The following is a 17869-nucleotide window of genomic DNA, read 5'->3' as shown; positions in this document are numbered from 1 at the left end:
AATCTTCCAGTCAAGGGCCGCCCCATCCGGGTCGGCCCTTGACTGCGTTGTTCCGGCACCAGTGCCATGAGGAAGGATGTACCCGTGAGTTCAGGACCGCAGGGCGACGACCGTCAGCGCCGAAACGACGATCGCCCCTACCGTGACGGTGGTCGCGGCGGATCCCCGCGCCGGGATGACCGCCCGCCCTACCGGGGCGATCGGGACTCCCGTGGTGGGTCAGGTGACCGTGGTGGCTACGCCGGAGGCGGTGGCCAGCGAGGCGGTTCCGGTGGCGCCGCCGGCGGTGGTGGCGGCTACCGAGGCGGCGGCCGCAGCGATGGTGGCTTCCGCTCGGGTCCGCGTGACAGTGGTGGATCCCGTGAGGGTGGTTTCGGTGGTGACCGGGACTCCCGTGGGGGTCCCCGCGATGGTGGTTTCCGCTCCGGCCCCCGCGATGGCGCCGGTAGCTCCCGCGAGGGTGGCTACCGCAGCGGCCCGCGTGACGGCGGCGGCTCCCGCGAGGGCGGATTCCGTTCCGGCCCCCGTGATGGTGGTGGTGGGTCCCGTGACGGTGGTTACCGTTCCGGTCCGCCGCGTGAGGGTGGTTTCCGCTCCGGTCCTCGTGACAGCGGCGGTTCCCGTGATGGTGGCGGTTCGCGCGATGGTGGTTACCGTTCCGGTCCGCCGCGTGAGGGTGGTTTCGGTGGTGACCGGGACTCCCGTGGCGGTTCCCGTGACGGCGGCTTCCGTAGCGGCCCGCGTGAGGGTGGTTTCCGCTCGGGTCCGCGCGACAGCGGCGGTTCCCGTGACGGCGGTTACCGTTCCGGTCCCCCGCGTGAGGGTGGTGCCGGCGGCGACTCCCGTGGCGGTGGTTTCCGTTCCGGTCCCCGTGACGGCGGTGGTTCACGTGACGGCGGTTACCGTTCCGGTCCGCCGCGTGAGGGTGGTTTCGGTGGTGACCGGGACTCCCGTGGCGGTTCCCGTGACGGCGGCTTCCGTAGCGGCCCGCGTGAGGGTGGTTTCCGTTCCGGTCCCCGTGACGGCGGTGGTTCGCGCGATGGTGGTTACCGTTCCGGTCCGCCGCGTGAGGGTGGTTTCGGTGGTGACCGGGACTCCCGTGGCGGTTCCCGTGACGGCGGCTTCCGTAGCGGCCCGCGTGAGGGTGGCGGCTCCCGCGAGGGTGGTTACCGTTCCGGCCCCCCGCGTGACGGTGGATCCGGCGGCGACTCCCGTGGCGGTCCCCGTGAGGGTGGTTTCCGTAGCGGTCCCCGTGACGGCGGTGGTTCGCGCGATGGTGGTTACCGTTCCGGTCCGCCGCGTGAGGGTGGTTTCGGTGGTGACCGGGACTCCCGTGGCGGTTCCCGTGACGGCGGCTTCCGTAGCGGCCCGCGTGAGGGTGGTTTCCGCTCGGGTCCGCGCGACAGCGGCGGTTCCCGTGACGGCGGTTACCGCTCCGGGCCCCCGCGTGACGGTGGAGCCGGCGGCGACTCCCGTGGTGGAGGACGTGATGGAGGCTTCCGCTCCGGCCCTCGCGACAGCGGCGGTTCTCGCGAGGGTGGCTACCGCAGCGGTCCCCGGGACAGCGGCGGCTCGCGTGAGGGCGGCTTCCGTAGCGGTTCGCGTGATGGTGGCGGTTCGCGTGAGGGCGGCTTCCGTTCCGGTCCGCCGCGTGAGGGTGGTTACCGCTCGGGGCCGCCGCGTGAAGGCGGCGCTGGCGGCGACACCCGTGGTGGCTTTCGGCGTGACCAGGGCGGATCGCGTCCGGCCAGGGACGACCGGCCGCGCCAGGATGACCGCCGTGGGACGTCAGGCTCGGACCGGGATGGCGGCTACCGTGGCCGCGAAGGTGGCGACCGGGGACGGGGAGACAGTGGCCCGAACCGGTTCGACCGGGCCACGTCGCGCGATGGCGACCAGATCGGTGGCGTCGACGCTCCGGCACTTCCGGACGAGATCGTCGCGACCGACCTGGACAGCGGCGTACGGGCGGAATTGCTGTCGCTGGCCAAGCCGGTAGCGGACACGGTGGCACGGCACCTGGTGGCAACCGGGCAACTGATCGACGAGGAGCCGGCGCTCGCGCTGTCACACGCTCTCGCCGCCCGGCGACTCGCGTCGCGCATCTCGGCCGTACGGGAGGCAGTGGGGCTGGCCGCGTACCACGCGGGGGAGTGGCAGACGGCGATCGCCGAGCTGCGCACGTACCACCGGATGAGCGGCAAGCAGACGCACCTGCCCGTACTCGCCGATTGTGAGCGGGCGCTCGGGCGGCCGGAACGGGCGATCGACCTGTTCCGGGGGGCCGACCGTGAGTCGATGGACCCCGCGCAGGCGATCGAGCTGCTGATCGTGGCCGCAGGCGCCCGAGGTGACCTGGGGCAGGGCGACGCAGCGGTGGCGATGCTGCAGGTTCGCGAGCTCACCGGTGCCGTCAACGAGGCCTGGGCGGCACGGCTGCGTTATGCCTACGCCGATGCGCTGCTCGCCAACGGCCGGCGTGAGGAAGCGCGTGAGTGGTTCGCCCGCGCGGCCGAAGCCGACGAGGACTCCGAGACCGACGCGGCCGAGCGGCTGCTCGAGCTCGACGGCGTTGTCCTGGAGGGCGACGAGGAACTCGACGAGGACGAGGCCGGTGACGACGTCGACGCCGAGGCCACTGATGTAGACGAAGACGACGAAGACGACGACGACGACGACGACGAAGACGAAGACGACGACGAAGACGACGACGAAGACGACGAAGACGACGAAGACGACGAAGACGAAGACGACGAAGACGACGACGACGAAGACGACGACGATGACGACGATGACGACGACGATGACGACGACAGCGATGAAGACGACGATGACGACGATGACGACAGCGATGAAGAGGATGACGCTGACGTGGTCGACGGCGGGGCGGGCGATGGGACTGCAACCGCGGTGACCGACGCCGGCTCGGAGTCGACATCGTCGGACCAGGGTGGCGACGCCGAGGACAAGTCGGCGGACCGTACCGGGCCGGTCGGAGCATGAGCGCCGTCCAGGGCGAACGGCTGGTCGATGCGTACGACCTGGTCATCTTCGACCTGGACGGCGTCATCTACCTGATCGACCGCCCCATTCCGGGTGCGGTCGAGGCGGTGGCCCGGTTGCACGGCGAGGGCAAGCCGTTGGCGTACGCGACCAACAACGCGTCCCGTCGTCCCACCGAGGTGGCCGAGTTGCTCGTCGGGCTGGGTGTCAACGCCCAGCCCGGCGAGGTGCTCACCTCCGCGGTCGCGTCGGCGGCGGCGCTCGCCGAGCGTTTCCCGGCGGGCGCGCCCGTGCTCGTGGTCGGTGCCGAGGCCCTGCGGGCGGAGGTACGTGCCGTCGGGCTGACGCTGGTCGAGCGGGCCGACCAGTCACCGGTCGCGGTTGTCCAGGGCTACGGCCCGCAGGTCGGCTGGACCGAGCTTGCCGAGGCGTCGGTGGCGATCCGGGCGGGAGCGTTCTGGGTCGCCACCAACACCGACCGTACGCTGCCGAGCCCTCGGGGTCCGCTGCCCGGCAACGGCTCGCTGGTGGCGGTGCTCCGTACGGCGTTGGACCGGGAACCGGACCTTGTCGTCGGCAAGCCGGAATCCGCCCTCTTCGGTACCGCCGCCCGTCAGCACGAGGCGCGGCGGCCGTTGACGGTGGGGGACCGGCTGGACACCGACATCGAGGGAGCCGGCCGGGCCGGCATGGACAGCCTGCTCGTACTGACCGGGGTGAGTAGGGCGGCCGACCTGCTTCTCGCGTCACCGTCGTCCCGGCCGACGTACGTGGCACACGACCTGCGGGGGCTGTTCGACGCCGACGCGGTGGTGGGCCTGCACGACCTGCCCGCTCCGCAGGGGGATCCGGCCGTGGTCGCCGGGGGCGGCTGGCAGGTCACCGTCGACGGGGCGGTGCCCACGCTGACCGGTGCCGGGCGTCCGCTTGACGCGCTGCGGCTGCTCTGTGCCCTCGCCTGGTCCGGTCACCCGGTCAGCTCGGTCCGTCCGGGATCGGATGCCGCCGGCGGCGCCCTGCGCGAACTCGGCCTGTCCGGCTGAGCGGCTGAACTGACACGAGCCGACGCAGGGCCGGACCCGGGAAGCGGCGCCGATCACTCGAAGCAACGCCACGGCCGATTACGGCCGTGGCGTTCTGCTTGTTCCAGTTTGCGCTGCTAGAACAGTTTGTGCTGCTTAGAGCAGTTTGCGAAGTTTGAGCAAGTCGAACGGGTTGGCGTCGACCGACACCCGCCGGGCCGCGAGCGCCTTAGGGATGTCGAGGTGGCCTGCGACCAGGGCGACAAGATCCTCGCTGGTGGTGGTCAGGGCGATCTTGGCGTCCGGATCGTCGCCGTCGGCGAGGTCCAGCAGTCGTCCGTCGCTGATCCGGCCGTGGAAGGCGTAGTCCAGGTCGCTGACCCGGCACGCCAGGGTCCGCTCGAGGTTGGCATGGTCCCGGACCTGGGCCGCGTTCGCATCCATCCGCGCAGCCAGATCGTGCAACGCCTGTCGGCACTCGTCAACGCTGGCCAATGCTCGCCCTCCTCGTCGCACGCCACGCACGTTCCCCGGCACCGTACCGCACCAGGGGGTGACCAGCGCCCGGTAGCGTGACAGCTGATAGTCCGACAGCGAAAGGATTCGGGTATGCAGGACGCGTGGCGGGCCTACCTGGAACTGGCCATGGGCGTGACGGAGTCGTCCAGGAAGCGGGCCCAGACGGTCGCCAGGAAGCTGGTCGGTCAGGGCGGCGCCACCGCGGCCCAGTTGCAGGCCCTGGCCGAGGAACTGAGGTCGACCGGGCTCGCCAACCGGGAGGCGATGACCAAGCTTGTCCGGTTCGAGGTGGAGCGGGCGCTCGGCGCGGTCGGTCTGGCGACGGCGGACGAGGTCGCGAGCCTGAACGAACGGGTCGCCGAGCTGGAGCGGGACCTGCGGGGGGCGCGGGCCGCCGCCGGTCCGAGCACGCCGCCGCCGGCCGCCGCCGCGCCGGCTCCGGCAGGACCCGAGAACACCCCCGAACCGGTGGCGAAGAAGGCCGCCGTGGCGAAGAAGGCGGTAGCGAAGAAGGCCGTGGCGAAGAAGGCGGTGGCCAACAAGGCCGCCGTGGCGAAGAAGGCGGTAGCGAAGAAGGCCGTGGCGAAGAAGGCGGTGGCCAACAAGGCCGCGAGCCTGGCGAAGAAGGCCGCGGCCGAACAGCCCCCGCCGGCGACCGCGAAGAAGATCGCCGCGAAGCGGCTGCCCCGGCCGGCCAAGAAGGTCACGGCGGAGAAGCTGCCGCCCGCCACCGGCTCCGGTCCGCAGTGAGCACCGCTCCCGTACCCGGACCGCCGCGTCCCGGCGTACCCGGGGGCTATCGGCCGGCACCACCCCCGGTCGCCCGTCCGGCCGACCACCGAGACCCGGGTGCCACCGACGGGTCGGGGCACCCGGCGGTCGACGCGGCCCTCCAGGCCATCGCGAACGCCGCCGACCTACCCCCGGCGGACCAGATCGCCCAGTACGAGGCCGCGCACAATACGCTTCAGGAGACCCTGGCCACCATCGACCAGGCCTGACGCACCCCCTTCCCACCGGAGAGCCCTCGCATGGCACGTCGCACCCGGCTTGATGCCGAACTCGTCCGCCGCGGTCTGGCCCGTTCCCGCGAGCAGGCCGCCTCGCTCGTCGAGGCCGGGCGGGTCCAGGTCAAGGGCATGGCCGCCCGCAAGGTGGCGGCCATGGTCGACCCGGCGGACGCGGTCCGGGTGATCGGCGACGACCCCACCCAGGAGTACGTCTCCCGGGGCGGTCACAAGCTGGCCGGCGCGCTGGCCGCGTTTGGCCCGGACGGGCTCACCGTGACCGGCCGGCGCTGCCTGGACGCGGGCGCCTCCACCGGCGGCTTCACCGACGTGCTGTTGCGCGGCGGCGCGGCCGAGGTGGTCGCGGTCGACGTCGGCTACGGGCAGATCGCCTGGTCGTTGCGGAGCGACGAGCGGGTACGGCTGTTCGAGCGCACCAACGTCCGTACGTTGACCCCCGACCTGATCGGTGGCCAGGTCGACCTCACCGTGGCCGACCTGTCGTTCATCTCACTGCGGCTGGTGCTGCCCGCGCTGGCCGGCTGCACCAGTCCGGACGGTGACCTGGCGCTGATGGTCAAGCCGCAGTTCGAGGTCGGCCGGACCAGGGTCGGACCGGGCGGGGTGGTCCGCGATCCGGAGCTGCGCGCCGAGGCCGTCTTCCACGTCGCCACCTCCGCCGCCGAGCTGGGCCTGGGGCTGGCTGGCGTGGCGGTGAGTCCGCTGCCGGGGCCGAGTGGCAATGTGGAGTTCTTCGTCTGGCTGCGCCAGGGCGCGCCACCCGCCGACGAGGAGCGGGTGCGCGCGGTGGTGCTGGCCGGTCTGGCCGGCGAGGGCCGGACGACGGAGGAAGAGGAGATCCGATGAGCCGTACGGCACTGCTCGTCACGCACACCGGCCGTCGGCGCAGTACCGAGCACGCCCGTACGGTCGCGGCGGACCTCATCGCCGCGGGCTTCGAGGTACGGGTGATCGCCGAGGAGGCGGAGGACCTCGACCTGCCCGGGGTGGTTCCGGTGAGCGGGACCACCGCCGCCGAGGGTGCCGAGATCGTGTTCGCGCTCGGCGGCGACGGTACCTTCCTTCGTGCCGCCGACCTGGCCCGACCGGCCAAGGCCCCGCTGCTCGGGATCAACCTCGGCAAGGTGGGATTCCTGGCCGAGGCGGAGATCCACGACCTGGACCTGGCCGTACGGGACGTGGTGAGCCGGGACTACACAGTGGACGAGCGACTCACCCTGGACGTACGGGCCGAGTTCGAGGGTGGCCCGACGATCGAGTCCTGGGCGCTCAACGAGGCCAGTGTGGAGAAGGGCGAACGGGCCCAGATGCTGGAGCTGCTGGTCGACGTCGACGGCCGGCCGTTGTCGCGTTACGGGTGCGACGGCGTTGTCTGTGCCACCCCGACCGGCTCGACCGCGTACGCCTTCTCCGCCGGTGGCCCGGTGGTCTGGCCGGAGGTGGAGGCGCTGCTGCTGGTGCCGATCAGCGCGCATGCGCTGTTCAGCCGCCCGCTGGTCACCGCCCCAACGTCCACCTTCGTGATCACTGTGGACCCGTTCACCACCCTGGCCGTGCTCTGCTGCGACGGCCGACGGGTCTACGACCTGCCGCCGGGCGCGCGGGTGACGGTGCAACGCGGCGCCCTGCCGGTACGGATCGTCCGGCTCCGGCCGCGTCCGTTCACCGACCGGTTGGTGGCCAAGTTCGGCCTGCCGGTGCAGGGCTGGCGCGGCGGCCGCAGCTAGCGGGGGAGACGACGGGTCGGCGGGGGCGCAGCCCAGGTCGCCGGGAGCTGACCGGTGGTGGTCCGGGCGAGGGCTCGCAGCCCGCTCGAACCGACGCTCACGCGGCCACCGACCACGCCCGGTGGGCTGGATCCGCCGCGTCGCGGCGAGCGTGTTCTCAGCTGCCTGATGAAACAGGCTCTTGTCACGTTCCGGACATGACACCGCGACAGGTGACGCAGCGGCGTCCTGACCTGACGCAGTGCTGTCGGATCCGGGTGTTCGGCGTCATCGGAGCGCGGCGTGCCGGTGTTTCGCCTCGGGTCGGGTCCGTCGTGGGGTCGAACGCTCGGGTTGGTGCCGCCCGTCGGGTGGTCAAGTGTCGGGCCTCGCCACTACTGTCGGGTGCTGTGCTGGAAGAGCTTCGCATCACCGGGCTGGGCGTCATCGAGGACACCACATTGCCACTGACCAGTGGCATGAATGTCATCACGGGCGAGACCGGCGCGGGAAAGACGATGGTGGTGACCGGCCTCGGGCTGCTGTTCGGCGGCCGGGCCGACGCGGGACGGGTCCGGGCCGACCCCGGCCGCGCGCTGGTGGAGGGTCGGCTCCGGCTGACCGAGCCGACCGCGACCGCGGTGCACACCCGGATCATCGACGCCGGTGGCGAGCCGGACGAGGACGGGGGGCTGCTGCTCAGCCGTACGGTCACGGTCGAGGGGCGGTCCCGGGCGCACGTCGGTGGCCGGAGCATGCCGGTGTCGATGCTGACCGAGATCGGCGAGCAGGTGGTGGCCGTACACGGGCAGTCCGACCAGTTGCGCCTGCTGCGCCCGGCCGAGCAGCGTGCCTCGCTCGACCGGTTCGGTGGCCCCGAGCACGAGAAGCTGCTCGACGCCCTGCGGGAGACGTACGCCCAGTGGCGCCGGGTCGCGGACGACCTGGCCGACCGGCGGCGCAACGCCCGCGAGCGCAACCAGGAGGCGGATCTGCTCCGGCTCGGGTTGGACGAGATCACCCGGGTGGACCCGCAGGTCGGCGAGGACGACGACCTGAAGGCCGAGGCCCAGCGGTTGGAGCACGCCGAGGGGCTGCGGACCGCCGCGCAGCTCGCACACCAGTGCGTCGCCGGTGGCACCGAGCCGGCGGACGAGACACCGGACGTCACCGCACTGCTCGGCACCGCCCGGCGCACGCTGGAGGCGCAGGCGAGCGTCGACCGTACCCTCGGTGACCTTGCCGGCCGGTTGGCCGAGGTGGCGACCCTGGTCGGCGACGTCTCGGCCGAGCTTTCCGGTTACCTCGCCAGCCTGGACGCCGACCCGGCCCGACTGGAGATGATCTACGAGCGGCGGGCCGCGTTGCGCGGGTTGACCCGCAAGTACGCCGACGACGTCGACGGTGTGGTCGCCTGGGCGGACCGGGCCCGGACCCGGCTGTCCGAGCTGGACACCTCCGACGACCTGCTCGAGGAGCTGGACCGGGAACGCAAGCGGCTCGCCGGTGAGGTGGCCGAACTGGCCACCCGGCTGTCGGCGGCCCGGCGCGAGGCGGCGGTCCGGTTCGCCGAGCAGGTCAGCGTCGAACTGGCCGGACTGGCCATGCCGCACGCCCGGATCGAGGTGGCGGTGCTGCCCCGGCCGGTCGGGCGGGCGGAACCGACGCTGACGGTCAACGGTGTCGAGGTCGGCGTCGGGCCGGACGGTGCCGACGAGATCGAACTGCGGCTGCTGGCCCATCCGGGCGCACCGTCGCTGCCGTTGCAGCGCGGAGCCTCCGGCGGTGAGCTGTCCCGGGTCATGCTCGCCATCGAGGTGGTGTTCGCCGGCTCCGGTGGGCCGCCGACGCTGGTCTTCGACGAGGTCGACGCGGGCGTCGGCGGGCAGGCCGCGGTGGAGATCGGTCGCCGGCTGGCCCGGTTGGCCCGCAGCCACCAGGTCCTGGTGGTGACCCACCTGCCGCAGGTCGCGGCGTTCGCCGACCGGCACCTGGTGGTGGCCAAGGACACCGGAGGCGCGGTGACCACCAGTGGGGTGCGGGTAGTGGAGGACACCGACCGGGCCCGGGAGCTGGCCCGGATGCTCGCGGGTTTGCCGGATTCGGACCTGGGTATCGCTCACGCCGAGGAGCTGTTGGCCGTGGCGGCCAAGGATCGTCGCCCGTAGGCGGGGGAATTTGTGACATCTGGCACATCAAACGGGCAATCGGTGTGCTTCCCTGAGGTAACGACCTGCTTGCGACCCTGCTCAAGCGAGTCGCGACCGGTAAGTCGTGCTCGCGCATGCCAGGATGGTCCCGATGCGTCTACCCATCTTGCGCCGGACCCGGAGCGCGGAACCGGGCATCGTCGTGGGCACCGCCCGCCTCGATCGTCGGACCAAGCGCCTGGTCGGTCGTCTGCGCCCAGGCGAGATCGCGGTGATCGACCACGTCGACCTGGACCGGGTCGCGGCCGACTCACTGGTCGCGGTCGGTGTCGCCGCCGTACTGAACGCGAAGCCGTCGGTCTCCGGTCGCTACCCCAACCTCGGCCCCGAGGTGCTGGTCAAGGCCGGCATCCCGCTCCTGGACGACCTGGGGGAGGACGTCTTCCAACTGGTCCGTGAGGGCGACACGGTCCGGATCGACGGCAACACCGTGTTCATCGGCGACGAGCCGATCGCGCACGGTGGCCGGCAGGATCCGGAGACCGTGGCCAAGGCGATGGCCGACGCCCGCGAAGGACTCTCCGTCCAGTTGGAGGCCTTCGCCGCCAACACCATGGACTATCTCAAGCAGGAACGTGACCTGCTGCTCGACGGGGTCGGGCTGCCCGACATCGAGACCTCCATGCGGGGCCGGCACTGCCTGATAGTCGTACGCGGTTACGACTACAAGGCCGACCTCGACGTGCTGCGGCCGTACATCCGGGAGTTCAAGCCGGTGCTGGTCGGGGTTGACGGAGGCGCGGACGCGCTGGTCGAGGCCGGGTACACCCCGGACATGATCATCGGGGACATGGACTCGGTCACCGACGACGTGCTGCGCTGCGGTGCCGAGGTCATCGTGCACGCGTACCCGGACGGACGGGCGCCCGGCCTGGCCCGGGTCCAGCAGCTCGGGGTCGCCGCGATCACCTTCCCCGCCGCCGCCACCAGCGAAGACCTTGCCATGCTGCTCGCCGACGGCAAGGGCGCCTCGCTGATCGTCGCGGTCGGCACGCACGCCACCCTGGTCGAGTTCCTGGACAAGGGCCGCGGCGGCATGGCGTCGACGTTCCTCACCCGGCTCAAGGTCGGTGGCAAGATGGTCGATGCCAAGGGGGTGAGCCGGCTCTACCGGCAGAACATCTCCGGCTCGTCGCTGCTGCTGCTGGTCCTCTCGGCGGTGGCCGCGATGGCCTCAGCGGTGGCGGTCTCGACCGTCGGCAAGGCCTACCTCGGGGTGGCCTCCGAGTGGTGGGACAATCTGGTCTTCCAGCTCGGGCAGCTGTTCTAGGCCGTCCACGATCAAGGGGCTGTAAGCGTGATCAATTTTCGGTACCACGTGGTTTCCCTCACCGCGGTGTTCCTCGCCCTCGCCATCGGACTGGTGGTCGGTACGGCGGCGCTCAACGGCCCGGTCGCCGACTCGCTCAGCGCCAACGTCAACGAGCTGCGCAAGGACAACCAGCAGTTGCGGGAGACGGTCGGCAGCCTCCAGGAGGAGGTGACCCGGGAGGAGGACTACGCCCGGGAGTCCGCGCCGCTCCTGCTCGGCGGCAAGCTCACCGGCCGCCGGCTGCTCGTACTCACCCTGCCGAGCGGGGAGAAACACGTCGACGGGGTGATCGAGATGCTCCGGCAGACCGGTGCCACCATCACCGGCCGGGTCGACCTGCAGGACAAGTTCGTCAACCCGGACAACAGCGTCGACCTGCTCGGGCTCGCCGAGCGGTCCGCCAAGCCCACCGTGCCGGCCAACGGCCTGCCAGGCAACAGCAACGGCGTCGAGACCTCCAGCGCCTTCCTGGCCGGTGCCCTGCTCGACCGGCTCGACGGGATCACGGTCACCGACGCCGACCGTCGGGCGGTACTCGACGCGTACAGCAACGCCGGGTACCTGACCGTCGGGGACAAGGTCACCGGTCCGGCCGAGGCGGTCATCCTGGTCAGCGGGCAGCCGTACGTCGACCGCGACTCCGCACAGAAGGACCAGGCCGTGGTCACCATGACCGAGCAGTTCGACAAGGCGGTCCCGCTGATCGTCGCGGGCAGCGGCACCAGCGCCGGCAACGTGGTCGCCGCCGTCCGGGACGACCCGGCACTGGCCAAGACGATCTCCACCGTCGACCACGCCAACACGGTGCAGGGACAGGTGGTCACCGCGCTCGCCGCCACCGAGCAGATCGTGAACAAGAAGGCCGGTCAGTACGGCATGGGCGCCGGCGCCACCTCCCTGCTGCCCCAGCAACCCAAGTGAGCGGGCAGCGGAGAGCCGGCCGCCGCTGGGTGGCCGGCGGCGCGGCACTGGCCGCGCGGGCCGCCCTGCGCGCCGTCACCGGCCTACCGGTGGCACCCGCGTTGGAGCGGACCAACTTCCGTGGCCGGACGGTCACGCTCGCCGGTGGACCCGCGCTCGCCGCCGCCGCGTCCACGGCCGCCGCCGTCGGCGCCCCCAGCGCCCCCGCCGCAGCGGCCGCCCTGGTCGCCGGCCTCGGCTCCGGGGCGGTCGGGCTCTACGACGACGTGGTCGGCAACCGACCGGAACAGAAGTCCGCGAAGGGCTTCGCGGGACACCTCGGCGCCCTGCGTGAGGGGCGGATCACCAGCGGACTGGTCAAGGTCGCCGGGGTCGGTGCCGCCGGACTGGCAGCCGCAGCGCTGCTCGCCGCCGACCCGACCGTACGGTCCCGGCGTTCCCGCCGAGGCCGGCTCGGACTCGCCACCGACATCCTGCTCGGCGCCGGAGTGATCGCCGGTACGGCGAACCTGGTCAACCTGCTCGACCTGCGCCCCGGCCGGGCACTCAAGGCCGGTGTCCTGCTCGGCACCCCCCTGCTGCCCGGCCCGACCGGTGGGCTCGCCGCCGGCCCGGTCGGCGCCGCCACCGGACTGCTCCCGGCAGACCTGAACGAGGAGATCATGCTCGGCGACAGCGGGGCCAACGCCCTCGGCGCGCTGCTCGGGGTGGCGCTGGCCGCCCGTACCGGGCCGGTGGGTCGGGCCGGGATCCTGGCCGCCCTGGTCGCCCTCACCGCAGCCAGCGAGAAGGTCAGCTTCACCAAGGTGATCCAGAACACCCGAGGGCTGCGCGAGCTGGACGCCCTGGGCCGGCGACCCTCCTGACGTGGCGGCACCGGCACCCCTCGCCGGCGCCGGCCGGGTCGCCGGGGCAGCCGCACTCATCGCCGTACTCACCGTGGCCAGTCGACTGGCGGGCTTCGGGCGTACCGGAATCTTCACCTGGGTCGTCGGCGACACCGATCTGGGCGGCGTCTACGTGGTCGCGAACACCGTGCCGAACATCGTCTTCGAGATCGTCGCCGGTGGGGCGCTGGCCAGTCTGGTCGTACCGCTGCTCGCCGGCGCGGTCGCGGCCGGTGACCGGCGCTCGGTCGCCGAAACCACCGGGGCGCTGCTGACCTGGACGGTGACGCTGCTGGTGCCGCTCGCGGTGCTGGTGGCGGTCTTCGCCGGGCCGATCGTATCGCTGATCATCGGCGACCCGACCCCGGCCCAGCGCGACGCCGGTGCCGGGATGTTGCGGGTCTTCGCCCCGCAACTGCCGCTGTACGGGATCGGCATCGTGCTCACCGGCGTCCTCCAGGCCCACCGCCGGTTCGCCTGGCCGGTGCTCGCCCCGCTGCTGTCCAGTCTCACCGTGATCGGCGTCTACCTGCTCTTCGGTGGGGTCGAGGGGCGGCACGCCTCGATCGCCCAGGTGGAGGTGAGCGGTCAGCTCATCCTGTCGATCGGGACCACCCTCGGCGTGGTGGTGCTCTCCGGGTGTCTGATCGTCCCGGTGAGCCGGCTCGGGCTGCGGCCCCGACCGGGGTACGGATTCAGCGCCGAGAACCGGCGACGGATCGGCGGGCTCGCGCTGGCCGGGGCGGTGACCGTCACCGGGCAGCAGATCGCCCTGCTGGTCATGCTCCGCCTCGCCGCGGACGCCAGTGTCGGCAACCCGGTGGTGCTCAACCTCGCCCAGACCATGTACCTGCTGCCCTGGGCGGTGCTGGCGGTGCCGCTGGCGGTCGCCGCGTACCCGACCCTGGTCGCCGCGTACGCCACCGGGGACGAGGAGACGTTCCGGCGTACGCTCGCCCCGACCACGCGCGGTGTCCTGCTGCTGAGCTGCCTCGGCGCCGCCGCGCTGATCGCCACCGCCGAACCGGTCGCCCGGTTCTTCGACTTCGGCAGCGAGTCCGCCGCCGCGATCGCCGGGTTCGGGCCGGGGCTGCTCGGCTACGGGGTCTTCGCCGTACTGTCCCGCGCCCTGTACGCCCGGGGCGACAACCGGGCGGCGGCGGCCACCACGGCGGCCGGCTGGTTGGTCGTACCGGTCGCCGCGGTCGGCCTGTCCCGGCTCCTGCCGGACGCCGACCGGCTGGTCGCGGTCACCTCCGCCAACTCCATCGGCATGCTCGTCCTCGGCACCCTCCTGGTTGTCGTCGTCGCGCGTCGGGCCGGCCGGTCGATGCTCGACGGGCTGGCCCGTTCGGCCCTGGTCGGCCTCGCCGCCGGTGCCGTCGCCACCCTGGCCGGCATCGCGGTGCTCCGATGGCTGCCCGGACTGTTCGCCGGCACCCCGGCGAAGGTGGACGCGCTGCTGCAGGGCATGCTGTCCGGAGTCGTCGTGGGGGCGGTGTTCCTCGCCGTTTCCTACCCACTGGACCGGCACGACGTACGGCCGATGATCGGTTCGGTGGGGCGGCGGCTGAGCCGACTGACCCGGCGGAAACGATCCGGTGGCGGCCCCGACGGGCCCCACCCCGGCCGGGGAGACGAAAAGGAGACGGTGTCGGGGTGAGCGCGAGGAGCGAGCCGGGCGACGACGGCTGGGGCGGCTCGGTGGTCCTGGTCCTCGCCTCCAGCACCGGAGGCGTCGGCCAGCACATCACCTCGCTCGCCCGTGGCCTCGTCGCGGGCGGCACCACGGTCACCGTCTGCGGCCCGGCCGCGACCGAGCAGCAGTTCGCCTTCACCGCCACCGGGGCACGGTTCGTCCCGATCGAGATCCCCGCGAACCCGACCCCGGCCGATGCCCGCGCGGTCGCCGCGCTGCGCCGGGTCCTCGCCGGCCCGGTCGACGTGGTGCACGCCCACGGACTGCGCGCCGGCCTGGTGGCGGTGCTGGCCAGACCGACCCAGCCGCTCGTGGTCACCTGGCACAACGCGGTGCTCGCCGGTGGGCTGCGTGGTCGTCTCTCCCGCTGGGCGGAACGGATCGTCGCCCGGCGGGCCCGGGTCGCCCTCGGTGCCTCCGCCGACCTGGTCGAGCGGGCCGCCGCCCTCGGCGCCCCGGACGCCCGGCTGGCCCCGGTCGCCGCACCGGCGCTGCCCACCCCGACGCGTACCCGCGCGGCCGTACGGGCCGAGTTCGGGGTGGCGCCCGACCAGCCGTTGCTGCTGTCGGTCGGTCGGCTGCACCCACAGAAGCGGTACGACGTACTGGCCGAGGCCGCGGCGCAGTGGCGTGACCTCGACCCACCGCCCGTGGTGCTGATCGCCGGCAGCGGGCCGTCCTATCTGCCGCTCGCGGCACACATCTCCGAGGTGCGGGCACCGATCACCCTGCTCGGGCACCGTACCGACGTCGCCGAACTGCTGGCCGGGGCGGATCTCGCCCTGGTGACCAGCGACTGGGAGGCGCGTCAGCTCTTCGTCCAGGAGGCGCTGCACAGCGGCGTACCGCTGGTCAGCACCGCCGTCGGTGGCATTCCCGAACTGGTCGCGGACGCGGCCGTACTGGTGCCTCCGGGTGATGTCGACGCCCTCGACCGGGCGGTCCGCGACCTGCTCGCCGACGGCGGACGCCGGGACGACCTGAGTCGGCGGGGGATCGCCCAGGCAGGGACCTGGCACACCGAGGCGCAGACCGTCGCCGAGGTCAGCGCGCTCTACGCCGAACTGGCGCCCGTCCCCGCGGTGCCGTCCGACACCTCGCCCGGCCGCGACCACGGGCGCGGCCGATGATGCTGCGTCGACTGGTGCCGGTGCTGCTGACCGTGGCCGTCGTGGCGTCGGCCGTGGCGGCGCTGGTGGTCCGGCCGGCCGGGGGAGCACCACAGCGCACCGCCGACTACGTGGTGGTGGCCGGGGTTGCCGGACTGCGCTGGGAGGATGTCAGCCCGCAGACCACCCCGACCCTGTGGCGGATGGCCGAACGAGGGTCCATCGGCTCCCTGTCGGTCCGCTCGGGGCGGCAGCCGACCTGCCCGGTGGACGGCTGGCTGACCCTCGGCGCCGGCAACTACGCCGCCTGGGACGGTGAGCCGGTCAGCGGCGACTGTGCGGCGCCGCAGGTGACCGTCGAGCAGCCGGACGGGATCGGCGCCAACCTTCCCGGCCAGCAGGCCGTGGTGCGCTACAACAAGGAACGGCAACCGTGGGGGGCGATCCCCGGCGCGTTGGCCGAGTCGGTCCGGTGCACCGTCGCCGTCGGTCCCGGCGCCGCTATCGCCGCCGCCCGCCCCTTCGGCCGGGTCGACCGGTACGCCGCGACGCTGCCGGCCAACCCCGCCGAACTGCTCGCCTCGTGCGTGCTCAGCATCGTCGACCTGGGTGCCGTCACCGGCGACGACCCGGCCGTACGCGCCGCCGCCGCCCGCCGGGCGGATGCCGCCCTGGCCCGGGTACTGGCGGCCCGACCGGCGCGGTCGCTGGTCCTGGTGGCCGGTATCTCCGACACCGACCAGACGTCCCGGCTGCACGTCGCGGTCGCCGACGGCCCCGGTTGGTCCGGGGGCTGGCTCACCTCGTCCGGCACCGGACGCGACGGGTACGTCCAGCTCATCGACCTGGCGCCGACCGCGTTGGCGGCGGTCGGCCGGCCGATGCCGGAGCGGCTGTTCCTGGGGCAGGCGGCGACCACCTCACCGGGCCGCCCGTCCGACCTGGCCGCGGCGATCGCCCAACCCGCCGACGCCGATCGGGAGGCCGGCGCGCAACGGCGGGTGGCGAGCTGGTTCTTCGCCCTGCTGGCCGGCTTCCAGACCCTGCTCGCGATCGCGGTGCTCCCGCTGCTGCGCCGCGCCCGCCGACGCGCCGGTCCGGTCGGTCCGGTCCCGGTGTCCCGCCGGGTGGTCGCGGTGGTCGAGGTGCTGCTGATCGCCGCCGCGTTGGCGATCCCCGCCGCCCTGGTCGCCGACGCGGTTCCCTGGTGGCGGTCCGACCACGGCGGCCTGTACTTCGGCCTGGTCACCGTGCTGGTCCTCGGTCTCGCCACCGCTGCGGTCCGGCTGGCGAAGATCTACGCCCGTACGCTCGGGCCGATGGGCAGCGTCGCCGGGCTGGCCGCGCTCGTCGTCGGGGTGGACGTGGTGACCGGCGCCCGGTTGCAGCTCAACGGGGTCGCCGGCTACTCGGCCCTGGAAGGCGGCCGGTACGCCGGACTCGGCACGGTCGGGCTCGGGGTTTTTGTCGCCGGCACCCTGCTCGCCGCCGGGTGCCTGGCGCAGCAGGTCCGCCGCAGTTGGCGCCCGGCGATCGTGGTGCTGGTCGGCGGCATCGGTCTGGTGGTGATCGGCAGCCCGTACCTCGGTGCGGACTCGGTCGGGGCGGTCGCGCTCACCGCCGGGGTGTGCATAGCCGCGGCGATGAGCACCGGCGGCTGGTTGACGCTGGGCCGGTTGGTCTGGGCGACCCTGGCCGGACTTGCGGTGACCATCGGTTTCGCCGTACTCGACATGCGTCGGCCGGACGGCCAGCGGGGGAGTCTCGGCCGGTTCCTCGGCGCGGTCGCGGACGGTACGAGCGGCCTGACCGTGCACCGCTCCGGTACGGCGAACATGGACGCCCTGTTCGGCAGCCCGCTGACCGTACTGGCCCTGGTCGGTGCGGTGCTGGTGTGGTTCGCCCTGCTGCGCCCCTGGGGCGGGCTGAAGCGGCTGTTCGGCATCTACCCGGCGATCCGCGCCGGGATGGCCGGTATCGCCGTCGCCGCCCTGATCGGCGGGTTGCTCGGCGGTTCGGCCCTGGACGTGGCCGGTGCCGCCGCCGCGCTGGTCGTACCGCTGGCGGCGCTGGCCGCGCTGCGGGTACTCGACCACGCGGCCGACCGCACCCAGCCGTCGGCCGACGGGGCCGCCGAGATCGGCCGGCTGCCGACCGAGCCGCCGACATCGGCGCCACCGGTGCCGCCGTCGTCGTCCGGAGCGCCGCTGTCGGGAGAGCCGTCGTCGTCCGACGCGCTGTCGTCGGAGCCGTCGGAGTCGTCGGTGCCGTCCGACACGTCGGAGGCGGCCGAGCCGTCCGTTCCGGACCCGGCGTCGGGTTCGGCCGGGGTTGCGCCGCCGGGGTCGGCCGAGCCGAGTCGGTCCCGGCCAGGGCGGTAGGTGGGTGCGACCGGCGGGGCGGGTCGCATTGGTGTTACCGTGGAATCCCGTGGATCGCGTGATCATTTTCCT

Annotated in this window: 15 protein-coding genes; 14 read left to right on the top strand and 1 reads right to left on the bottom strand. The window is 72.9% G+C overall.

What is annotated here, in order from left to right:
• Positions 1-223: 223 nt before the first annotated feature.
• From OIE47_RS37960 to OIE47_RS37950, 3 genes are read left to right on the top strand one after another with little or no spacing between them, the layout of a single operon-like run.
• Positions 224-1999, top strand: coding sequence for a hypothetical protein (locus OIE47_RS37960; RefSeq protein WP_326559387.1), 1776 nt, complete (start codon positions 224-226; stop codon positions 1997-1999).
• Positions 1975-3003 (top strand): Replicase polyprotein 1ab, encoded by a 1029-nt coding sequence (locus OIE47_RS37955; protein WP_326559386.1) that lies wholly within the window; start codon positions 1975-1977, stop codon positions 3001-3003. The genes OIE47_RS37960 and OIE47_RS37955 overlap by 25 nt, the downstream gene beginning before the upstream one ends.
• A complete protein-coding gene (locus tag OIE47_RS37950; RefSeq protein ID WP_326559385.1) occupies positions 3000-4046 on the top strand; it encodes an HAD-IIA family hydrolase in 1047 nt (348 codons plus the stop codon). The genes OIE47_RS37955 and OIE47_RS37950 overlap by 4 nt, the downstream gene beginning before the upstream one ends.
• Before the next feature lie 135 nt (positions 4047-4181).
• On the opposite strand, the gene OIE47_RS37945 is transcribed toward OIE47_RS37950, so the two are convergent.
• Positions 4182-4520 (bottom strand): alkyl sulfatase C-terminal domain-containing protein, encoded by a 339-nt coding sequence (locus OIE47_RS37945; protein ID WP_326559384.1) that lies wholly within the window; start codon positions 4518-4520, stop codon positions 4182-4184.
• Between the two features lie 114 nt (positions 4521-4634).
• On the opposite strand from OIE47_RS37945, the gene OIE47_RS37940 reads away from it, so the two are divergent.
• The 11 genes from OIE47_RS37940 to OIE47_RS37890 all read left to right on the top strand — a co-directional run bounded on the left by OIE47_RS37940 (position 4635) and on the right by OIE47_RS37890 (position 17797).
• Entirely contained in the window at positions 4635-5294 is a 660-nt protein-coding gene (locus OIE47_RS37940) for a phasin family protein (RefSeq protein ID WP_326559383.1), read from the top strand.
• Complete coding sequence (locus OIE47_RS37935) at positions 5291-5545, top strand: hypothetical protein (protein ID WP_326559382.1); 255 nt, start codon at positions 5291-5293, stop codon at positions 5543-5545. The genes OIE47_RS37940 and OIE47_RS37935 overlap by 4 nt, the downstream gene beginning before the upstream one ends.
• A 30-nt stretch (positions 5546-5575) precedes the next feature.
• Positions 5576-6418, top strand: a complete 843-nt coding sequence (locus OIE47_RS37930; RefSeq protein WP_326559381.1) for a TlyA family RNA methyltransferase — start codon at positions 5576-5578, stop codon at positions 6416-6418.
• Positions 6415-7299 (top strand): NAD kinase, encoded by an 885-nt coding sequence (locus OIE47_RS37925; RefSeq protein WP_326559380.1) that lies wholly within the window; start codon positions 6415-6417, stop codon positions 7297-7299. The genes OIE47_RS37930 and OIE47_RS37925 overlap by 4 nt, the downstream gene beginning before the upstream one ends.
• A gap of 389 nt (positions 7300-7688) precedes the next feature.
• Positions 7689-9446, top strand: a complete 1758-nt coding sequence (recN, locus tag OIE47_RS37920; protein WP_326559379.1) for a DNA repair protein RecN — start codon at positions 7689-7691, stop codon at positions 9444-9446.
• A 133-nt stretch (positions 9447-9579) separates the two neighbouring features.
• Positions 9580-10758, top strand: coding sequence for a putative cytokinetic ring protein SteA (steA, locus tag OIE47_RS37915; RefSeq protein WP_326559378.1), 1179 nt, complete (start codon positions 9580-9582; stop codon positions 10756-10758).
• Between the two features lie 27 nt (positions 10759-10785).
• A complete protein-coding gene (locus OIE47_RS37910) occupies positions 10786-11721 on the top strand; it encodes a copper transporter (protein ID WP_326559377.1) in 936 nt (311 codons plus the stop codon).
• Complete coding sequence (locus OIE47_RS37905) at positions 11718-12587, top strand: hypothetical protein (RefSeq protein WP_326559376.1); 870 nt, start codon at positions 11718-11720, stop codon at positions 12585-12587. The genes OIE47_RS37910 and OIE47_RS37905 overlap by 4 nt, the downstream gene beginning before the upstream one ends.
• 1 nt (position 12588) lies before the next feature.
• Complete coding sequence (murJ, locus tag OIE47_RS37900; RefSeq protein ID WP_326559375.1) at positions 12589-14271, top strand: murein biosynthesis integral membrane protein MurJ; 1683 nt, start codon at positions 12589-12591, stop codon at positions 14269-14271.
• A complete protein-coding gene (locus OIE47_RS37895; RefSeq protein ID WP_326559374.1) occupies positions 14268-15437 on the top strand; it encodes a glycosyltransferase family 4 protein in 1170 nt (389 codons plus the stop codon). Before murJ ends, OIE47_RS37895 begins: the two co-directional genes overlap by 4 nt.
• Positions 15437-17797 carry a hypothetical protein gene (locus OIE47_RS37890; protein ID WP_326563348.1) on the top strand — a complete coding sequence of 787 codons (2361 nt, stop codon included), beginning with the start codon at positions 15437-15439 and terminating at the stop codon, positions 17795-17797. The genes OIE47_RS37895 and OIE47_RS37890 overlap by 1 nt, the downstream gene beginning before the upstream one ends.
• The last annotated feature ends 72 nt before the right edge of the window (positions 17798-17869 follow it).

Origin of the sequence: Micromonospora sp. NBC_01796, assembly GCF_035917455.1 — a bacterium.
In the GTDB taxonomy this organism is placed as follows: Bacteria; Actinomycetota; Actinomycetes; order Mycobacteriales; family Micromonosporaceae; genus Micromonospora_G.
The sequence above is the reverse complement of the archived record's forward strand: the minus strand, read 5'-3'. Positions and strand labels throughout refer to the sequence as shown.